General features: G+C 60.1%; 5 protein-coding genes. 3 read left to right on the forward strand and 2 right to left on the reverse strand.

The window, feature by feature from the left end; all coding sequences use genetic code 11:
- Positions 1 to 370: 370 nt before the first annotated feature.
- On the reverse strand, positions 371 to 1,708 hold the full coding sequence (locus tag AC0L3N_RS23660) for a hypothetical protein (protein ID WP_473549752.1): 1,338 nt from the start codon (positions 1,706 to 1,708) through the stop codon (positions 371 to 373).
- The gene (locus tag AC0L3N_RS23665; protein WP_473549754.1) at positions 1,705 to 2,634 is read right to left on the reverse strand and encodes a hypothetical protein; all 930 of its coding nucleotides are present in this window, start codon (positions 2,632 to 2,634) and stop codon (positions 1,705 to 1,707) included. The genes AC0L3N_RS23660 and AC0L3N_RS23665 overlap by 4 nt, the downstream gene beginning before the upstream one ends.
- Positions 2,635 to 3,075: 441 nt before the next feature.
- Here AC0L3N_RS23665 and AC0L3N_RS23670 point away from each other — a divergent pair, with 441 nt between their 5' ends.
- From AC0L3N_RS23670 to AC0L3N_RS23680, 3 genes are all read left to right on the forward strand, one after another.
- Positions 3,076 to 3,972: a PAN domain-containing protein gene (locus AC0L3N_RS23670; protein WP_473549755.1), complete on the forward strand. Its 897-nt coding sequence runs from the start codon at positions 3,076 to 3,078 to the stop codon at positions 3,970 to 3,972.
- A 302-nt stretch (positions 3,973 to 4,274) separates the two neighbouring features.
- Positions 4,275 to 5,414: a hypothetical protein gene (locus AC0L3N_RS23675; RefSeq protein ID WP_473549756.1), complete on the forward strand. Its 1,140-nt coding sequence runs from the start codon at positions 4,275 to 4,277 to the stop codon at positions 5,412 to 5,414.
- A 71-nt stretch (positions 5,415 to 5,485) separates the two neighbouring features.
- Positions 5,486 to 7,486 carry an ankyrin repeat domain-containing protein gene (locus AC0L3N_RS23680; RefSeq protein ID WP_473549758.1) on the forward strand — a complete coding sequence of 667 codons (2,001 nt, stop codon included), beginning with the start codon at positions 5,486 to 5,488 and terminating at the stop codon, positions 7,484 to 7,486.
- Positions 7,487 to 8,928: the final 1,442 nt, after the last annotated feature.

Genomic DNA, 8,928 nt, shown 5'->3' on the forward strand with positions numbered 1-8,928 from the left:
CGAACGCTCCGCCGTCGATCCAAGGGAACGCATCAGGCTGAGCGTAGTGGTGACGACGAACTGGCTCATTGGAGCGGTCCCGACGCGCCGCTTTCAGCTCGCTTCCCGGCGCCACCCGGTTGTTTCCTCAAGCGCATTTGGTGTTTCACCTTCTTCAGCCTGGCCGGGCCTGCGGCGCCCGACGAAGCGCGACGCGGCCTCTGTCCCGTCTCCAATCCGAAGCCCAGCTGGGCGGGCTGGGGAACAGAGTGAACCCTTTGCTCAAGTCGACAACATTCGCCAGCATCCGTGTTTCGTGCATCCCGTGGACAGCCTCTCTTCAGGCGATCTCCATAAATTCGTGTCAAGCGTGGCGCTAACATAGCATCGGCTACTGCTTGCAATCTGTAGTACAAAGTGAACTTTGTTTAGTTGTAAAATTGCAATCAGGCAGAGTATCGCCGAAATTCCAAGTGATATTTTTGACTGTACCGGTTACTCCGTCGCCATTTTCGACACTGCGCGTTACAACGTCATGACAGATTGTCTCTTTCCCATCAAGCCTGAACCTGAGGTCAAACGGGATACCGATATTCCTGTTTTTAATCTTTGCAGTCCACGGGTTTACAGTAAACTCGTAAGTACCCTGTGGAATGTCGTCTTGCCACACGATGTTCTCGACGGGTTCGGAGCTTATGTTTTCCTTGAGATTCCTGTTTGAATCGCGGTCCCTTACGCCATCGCCACAAACCCCGGGACCCTTGGCGCCCTTGTTGCCGCCAAGAATTCCTCCTGGGCAAGCGACACTTAGGTCAAGGTCGTCCAGGGTGTGCCATGACAATGTCACTTGCAGCTTACCGGTGTGCCCCGTCCCTAGTCGCTTGTCCATATCCTGCGACGCCTTCGTCTGAGGCGGCTTTGGTATGCACGAAGTCAGGTGCTGCCGAAGCTGGACCTCGATCGCCGCTGCTTCCGTTATCAGTTCCTGCGTCCGCAGGCTGGCCGGATCAACGGTCGGCAGCGGCGCCGCCAGGGCGCAGTAGGCTCCTTCGCCCTTTCCGAATGCGACGGCGCCGAACGGAAGGATCAAGCCGCAGGCGGGGATCAGCAGCCATGCGGTCGCCCCCGCGAGCGCTATGGGAACGAGCCAAAGGAGACTGCCAGCGACCCACCGCCACCGGGAAGGTCCGGCCGCCCGTCGCACGGACTGCTCCGTTTGATGCGCTGTATTAGACAGCTGGCGGTCACTAATCTCAATTATTTCTCCCTTGCCGGTCGTCTCGGAGTCGTGCTTTTCGTATCCCCACGCCGTGAGGACGAGCACTCCGTCGCTCCCGTCGGAGCCGCCCGAAATCCATACGTTCTCCTCTCCCGGGAACGTCACCGCGTTGCGCAGCGCAGTCGCAGTCGACCTGGCCGCCGGGTCGGTGCGAGCTTCATGCGCGGCGGCCGCCTTGAGAACTGCCTGGACGGATTGGTAGAGACGCGCCTTGTAAACGGCAGCTATTTCGGGCGGGAAGTCGGTCAAGCGGACGAGAGGCTCGTCGCGCTCGGTATACCAGTCGATCCCCGAGCCGTCCGTGCGGGGCACGGGCTCGGCCAGCTCAAGCCCGATCCCGCGGGGGAATTCCCGTCCGAGCACCGCCTGGAGCCGATGGACCGAACGCTCCGCCGTCGATCCAAGGGAACGCATCAGGCTGAGCGTAGTGGTGACGACGAACTGGCTCATTGGAGCGGCGCGTCGCTATCGGCTCGCTTCCCCGCATCCGGCAGCGGAGGACCAAAAACCGCAGGATCTGCAGCGCACGGCTCCTTTGCAAGCTCCGCTTTCATTCTGCCGATCTGCTCTTCAACGATCCGGTTGACTTCCGCGCTGTTCACGAGAGGAACTGGCTCCGGTGAGAGCACTTCCGGATAAACAAGGTGGCTTGGCCAAAGCCAGGCCACATAGATCAGGCAGACGGCGAATACCAGCGAAAGCGCCGCAATGGGCCAAAGCCAAGACCGTCTGCGTCTTGCCGGGGTCGCTACCTGCGTCTCCCGGGAGAAACTGGCGGCCCCGGGAGCAATGACGCGCCGCGGGGGAGTTTGTCCGGCCATCTCGAATCCTCCAACTACAGCCCACGCCTGACCTGGTACCCCGGGCGATATGCCACTTGGAAGGTATGGGCCTATTGTCTTCTCGCTGTGCCGCACGAATCCGGCGCGAGAGGAACGGGCTTCCTCTGGCAGCATCCCCCAATTCGTGAGGATAGCGTTCTCGCCGACGGCGAGGATCGAGCTTTCGTCCGCCACGTTGAGCATCGCCCCGACGGTCTCGCCGATTTCCTGATCCGACAGAGCTGGACGAAGTGCCTCAATCCGCGCGGCCAAGTTCGACTCGACCCGTGACCGCATTCCTCGCTCGAGCGCATCTAGCCGCTTCGGCTCGTCGTCGAAGCTGCCGTACCACGCAAGGACCAGACGGGCACCGCCCTCCTGTTCCTTGACGATCGGCTCGGCGAACAGCCTCGACGCGTCTTCCCCGCACAGTTCGTCGATGCGGGCGAAGGTCGTTTCGCAGTCACGCCACAGCGGTTTCCCCGCAACAGCCAATACGTCGCCGGTGCGCGCCTGTGTTGAACGAACGAAGTGGGCGTTGCCCCCTCGAGCCATGGCTACCTTCCCCTGCCGCACGTATTGGCCGTTAACCACACGCAGCATCCCGACCAATATACTTCGACTGAAGGAAACGCTATGTCAACGAGCCCTTTAGTAGATTCGGCCCAGATACTTAACCTGTCGGGATCACGGTCATACTTCCTTTTTCTTCGTAACAGTTTGGTTTCTTCGTAACAGTTTTGCCCAGTTTGGCACCAATTTCGCGTGGTCGCATCCCCCATTTGGGACTGGAAAAGTAAATGCTGGAGGACTACCGTCACCGCGCGCCGATATTGTGGGGCGGAACGGGCATTGCTGAGGGCAAAAGAAGCCGAGGGCAAGAGAAAGAGGGTAAACGTGAAAGACTGCGATCTGCCACGAGGCTTCAGGCTGGCCGTCCTATGTCGACGCAGCGGGGACGAGTCCAGTATACGGTAGTTGGTGCGCAGGGCTGCGGTGCTCGACATCACCTTGTCGTTTTGGACATCAGTGAACCCTCGCCAACTTCACGGTCAAATTCACCAGAGTCAGAATATTGGCGAAGGGGAAAACATGTTTGCGTGTCTGTCTCGCTGCAGATTCTTCGCACACCTGCTTGGGGTCGTCGCCGCGTCTTTGACACCTCTCATTCCTCTTGCTGGAGTTCAAACGGCAAGCGCGCAGACCACGGCGGAACTCTTCGACTATCCTGTAACTGCACTGGACGGGACGGTAAGCGCGCAGGTCATAGCACCCTTGCCAGCATGCCGTTCCCTTTGCTCCTCACGTTCGGGCTGCGTCGGCTTTGACCACTACTCCGAAGGCGGCATTTGTCGGCTTTTCTCAAGCGTGGGCTTAGCCCACCAAAGCTGGCCTTCGACGGCAGCTACGCGGAACCTGATCGTCGGATATCGTCCTCCATCAAATCCACCCGTGGCACCTTCCGCAGTCCAGCAGAAGCCCGCAGTAGCGCTCTCGGAGCCGCCGGACGTCAGCGGCCGCAAGGTCACCTACCAGACCATTCTCGACGACTCGCGCCCGATCGGCTGGGTCTATATCAATGTTTGCAGCGGACTCCCGGTCTGGATCGAACCGAACAAACTGCGCGATAACATCAACGAACATGTTTTCGAGTCATTGCGGCTCATTCCGGGCAGGATTGAACAGTTTGACAGGGCCATCACGCCGCAATGCGCGCTTGTCCCCAACGCCCTCGGTTATGCCGCGCCGAATGCCGACGGGTGGAGAATCGGAGCGGCGCTAGAGGAAATGGAGGTGATCCTGCGTGATGCGGTCGAAAGACGCGATGAGGGCATATTGCCGATGCAGGGCTCCGACCGCTACCGCATCGACATATGGCTTAGCCATCAGTAAAGGCGGCTTCCTATGCCGTAGGCATCTGGACGGTGCGTTTCCAATAAATGGAAGGGATCTTGTGGTGAATCAGCCTCCAGCGACGCCAGCTTTGGGCCTACGACGCCAAGAACCCCAAAAAGCTTACCGTGCAGAGATAGCCAAGGGTGGCAACTATGCCGCCGGCAAGCCAACTCTCAGTGCCGGAGATTCTAGTTCGAAGAAGATTTGATGCACTTAAGAGCGAGTTGAAGTAGGCTCGCATGCCTGGTGCCAAAACACCTTGGGCGCATTGCGCTCGGCGCCATTCTTTGGGGCAGCACATGAAGGGGGCCTCCAAGTCCGTTTTCCTTGTCGTCGCATTGCTCGCGTCGGGCGGAGCTGCGCGTGCTCAAGGATACCAGTTTCCGCTTGACCCGATCGCTCCGACTTCGGCGAGCGACTGCAATGCGGTCTATGACCAGTATCGCTCGATCTTTCAACAGATAAGCGACCGCGCAAAGGCCGCGGGCGATTTGGCATGGCAAATAGTCCTGCAGTCGGGAACAAATTCGGAATCGACATCCCTCTACGAGCAGGCCGGGCGGTTGCACGACGAGGCATCGGAAGTACTTTCCAAAGGGTCGGCAGCCCGTTTGCGCTGCATGAAGCAGGTCTACGCATATCAGGCCAACCAGGCGGCGGAAAAACGCGATGCCGACCTGGGACGTCTAGGCTCTCACGAGAAATACGCAGTGGACATCGGTGGAAAGGTCGCGGATGCCTCGGCTCTGAATGGCTTGAAGACCTTAGAGATGCTGAAGGAGGTCCCTCCCCGGATTCGGAGGCTCGCCCATGTCTGGGGAAAGATGATAGAGATCGGCGGGATGGTCCATGACCTTTCGGGGCGCGGCGGCGCCGAAGGGTACCTGAACCAAGCGGTCGGCGGCGTGGCCAGCCTCCAGCAATGGGGGCCGTTGCAATCTTTTATGTTCGAAGTGGCGCTTGGACAGCTGCTCAGCATCAACAAGACGGCCACCTCCGCCTTGCAGGCCGGGCTGTCTGCGTTCAACGAAGACTCGGGCCTCGGCCGTCTCGTTTCGGATGCGCGTCAGGCCGAGAACTCGCGTTTCGCAGGAACGGCGTCGGCGTCGGGCCTTTCCGGTCCTGACACCTTGTCGGACGACGAACTGCAGGCGTATCGCGAGCACCAGGGAATGTACGTTGGCCGCGGAAAAGCCTACGAAGAGGCTGTCGCCGAAGTGCAGCGGGAGTACCGGAAGACGATGAGCCGCCCGGCGCCGCGGCAGTCGGCCCGGCAATCCGGTGGAACTAGATATTCCGCCCTGCAGTGCAGCCAGATTCAGCAGCAGATCCAAGAATACTACAGGGTTCTGCCGCAATACGAGGCGGCAGGACAGGGGGCGGCCATCCGGATGGGCATCAACGGGAACCAGAGGGAATACGACAGGGGGTGCAGATGAACGGGGAAAATTTTCCGCGCCGCCGACTGAGGTCCACAATCCAGCGGGCACGCGGCGGAGGAGCGGCTGCCTTGGCCCTTGCCGCCTGCCTTTGTTCTGGAACGGCAGCTTTCGCCGTAGAAGCGACCGCCGCGCCGACAGGTGTCGTAGACGGCTCTTCGCCGGGAAAGCCGCACAACGAGTTGGCGAAGCTTGTCGACAGCCTGCAGAAAGGGACCGTCACGGAGGATCGGATCAAAGCCTTGCCGGGACCGCTCGCTGGCGACGCACTGTCCTATTTCGCCCACCTGAACCAAGCGGACATCGTCAAGCGGCTCACCGGATTCGGGGTGCCGGCCGACCAATTCAACTCCTTCGGCACGAACGCCCTCATCATCGCGATAGGGGATGACAGCCTTGACGCCGCTTCTGCCCTAGTTGCAGCGGGCGCCAATCCGCAAGCGGCCACGTCCCGGGGCACGCCCGCCAAATATGCCGAGAACGTCGGCTCGGTCGAGATGAAAGCGATGCTGCTCGAAGGGAAGGTTCCCGGGACCGGGGACCGATTGCGGTCGGCTGCCAGAAGAGGAGATCTGGAGGCGTTGCGAAGCCTGGTGGCCTCCGGGACCGATCCAAGATCAGAAGACGGCCGAGGCGTGACTCCGATCCTGGAGGCGGCGCAGGCAGGCGATCTGGAAGCTGTCCGCCTGCTGCTGAAGCTCGGAGCCTTGGCGGATGGATCGCCGAAAGCGGACATCACTCCGCTGGCCGTGGCCGTCATTTCCGGAAACGCGGAGATGGTAAAAACGCTTTTGGACGAATTTTCCTATCCAGATATGAAAATCCGCGGAGTGCCCATCCTCACCCTGGCTGTCATCGCTGGAGACAAGGATGTCATCAATCTCCTGCTGGGCGACGTCATGACGGATCCCGGCATAAAAGGGGACGACGGAACGAAGCCCGCCGATATCGCCGCCGCGATCGGGAAGCCCGACCTTGCTGTTCGGCTCGGGGGGTCCACGGCCTTCAGCCCGGCGCCGGACCTGTTCGCGGCGATCAAGGCGCAAGACGAGAGCAAGGTGCAGGCCGCCTTATCCGCCGGAGCCGACGCGAACCAAAAGAACGCGGAAGGATATCCGGTTCTCGTCTACGCAGCGGCGTTCGGGGATCGTTCCTCGGTCAGGCTCCTGATGACCGCTGGCGCCGATGCGTTCGCGGTCGGTCCGGGGGGCGTCTCCGCTCTCCATGCCGCCTATGCGCGGCAGGATGCGGAGTCGGATTCCATAGCGGAGGCCATGATCGCCTATCGCCCAACCACGTCGATCCAGCAACTCCTGAGCGTAAAGGACGATAACGGGAGGTCGGTGGCAGTCGTGATGGCCGCACACGCCGCGTCGAAGTCCACTAATCCCTACTTGCACATGCTGGTCAATCGTCCTGGGCTCGTTTCCTTGGCCAACGCGCCAGACGGAGACGGCATAACCCCTCTGGAGGCGGCCGTCCTCGCCGACAACGACGCCGTCGTGAAAGGGTTCATCGACGCCGGAGCTACGCCGGGGAAGGCGAAGGTAGGCATGTCGCTGCAGGAGCTTGCACGCGCCAGGGGATCATGGCGCGCCCTCCATGCGTTGCCGAGCGACAGAGTCATGCCCGATGGCATCGAGAAAGGCGCCTCCCCTTCCACAAAGAGAGAGTTCCAGTCGCTCCTTTCGGAGTGGGGCTACTACAAAGGCAAGCCGGACGGAAAGTTGGGAAAAGCGTCCAGGGCGGCGGCCGTCGCCTTCTTCAAGGACCGAGGCGAGGAGATTCGCAAGATCGCGACCGCCTTTGAAATCTCGCGTTTCGAGCATCCCGACGGAAAACCCGGCGACATCAAGCTTAATCTAAGCTTTCACGGCAAGGGGGATTCGTGCACATGGAAACTTTCCGAATGGTATCCGAATGGCACGGCTTCCGTCAGCTTCGTCGGTTGCGTCAAGGGCGACAAGGAGTGGAACTCCAACGGCATCGGATACACGGTCTACGGCGACGGGTCGGATACGATCCAGCTATTCGGCGACGCAGGATGGGAAGGTGCTGTCGATCTTAAATGAGTGACAATGTTTTGCCCGTTCAAACATGGCACCGGATCGGATCCTGCCGCCCCATTGAGAAAGCGGGCGATCCTTGCCGCCGACTTCCCCGAAGCGGACAAGAGCGGACGGTCGCGATGGATGACCGGTTCATCGTTCACGTTGTCCCATATCTCAAACCAGCAGCTCGGATCTAGTATGGCTTCGAAACGGTTCTTCATGCCGATGTTCCTAAGTCGTCGGGCGGACTCCGGGTGCGATCTGGCAGACTCCACGCATTGCCAGGAATTGCCGCCGACACCTGGCCGACCCGGTCCTTTTCCTAGGAGGCGAATCGATCCAAACCCGCCGAGGGTGCATTGGACACGCAAATGTCGGTCGACGCACCCATCAAAATGATGGATGCCGTTTTTTCAAGGCGAGCTAGTCTCCGGTCTGCGCATGCCAAGTTGGCCAGCTGTGTGTTTCAAATAAAATGGAAGGGTGTTAGGGTGAATCAGCGCGTCCAGCGACTGCCGGCTTTGGTCTCACGACGCAAAAGAAGCTTTATCGCGCGGAGATAGCCACAAGGATGACGACTATGCCGCCTGCGCAACTTTCGAAGCAGCCGGGCTCTACCGCCGCAGTTGCGCAAGCAATCGGTTTCGGGAGGGTCGACGCAGCATTAGATGCCTTTAGCGCGACCGAAACGGCTGCCATCATGCTGGACAGGAGCGGCAATGTACTCCTACCAACGCTTCGGCGGAAAGGCTTCTGGGGCTCGGCCTGCAGATCACGCGCCGACGTTTGGCCTCCTTTGACCGAACCGCGACAGCCGCTCTCGACCGATCGCTGAAAGCGCTCCTGTGTTCCCCGGACACGACCGCATCGATGCCCCCTCCGCTCCTTGCCTATCCGTTGCGGCTTCCGAATGTCTCCTATAACGCGCTCGCGCCGTGCCAAGCAGTCGTCATTCTCGTTGATCCGGGCGCGAGACCTCCCCCGCCCGAGGCCGTGCTGCGGTCTTCCTTCGGCCTGACAACTTCCGAAGCGAGACTGGCGAGAAAGATTTGCTCGGGACAGAGCGTTGAAACGGCGTCCAACGAACTTGGCGTTTGTTATGAGACCGCGCGTAACCATTTGAAGTCCGTCTTCGCCAAGACGCAAACGCATCGGCAGTCGGAGCTAGTCGCGCTTCTGACAAGGCTCTCGAGCGGCCGATAGTTTCCCCAGGGCTTCCTTCAAGGTCGCAAAATCGTTGTAGGGGCACGCGAGCGCGATTGCGCAGTGCAGTAAATTTCCAACAGAGTCTGCCGGGTCGGACTTTCCTTCCTCCACTAAGTCCATCTGTTGGATACTTGCCTTTGCCCGGTCGTCAGGTCATTCTTCGAGTTCAAAAATCACTGCCACTACAACTCAAATAGTCGCGAAAAACCCAGCCATCGGCTGCCCCGGTGATGCGGACCCACCATTCTCCCTGATAT

Source organism: Mesorhizobium sp. WSM4807, assembly GCF_055811615.1.

Excerpts from the sequence above, each read along its gene's own strand:
- AC0L3N_RS23675 (WP_473549756.1), top strand. The coding sequence starts at position 4,275 with ATGAAGGGGGCCTCCAAGTCCGTTTTCCTTGTCGTCGCATTGCTCGCG.
- AC0L3N_RS23665 (WP_473549754.1), bottom strand. The coding sequence starts at position 2,634 with ATGGCTCGAGGGGGCAACGCCCACTTCGTTCGTTCAACACAGGCGCGC.
- AC0L3N_RS23660 (WP_473549752.1), bottom strand. The coding sequence starts at position 1,708 with ATGAGCCAGTTCGTCGTCACCACTACGCTCAGCCTGATGCGTTCCCTT.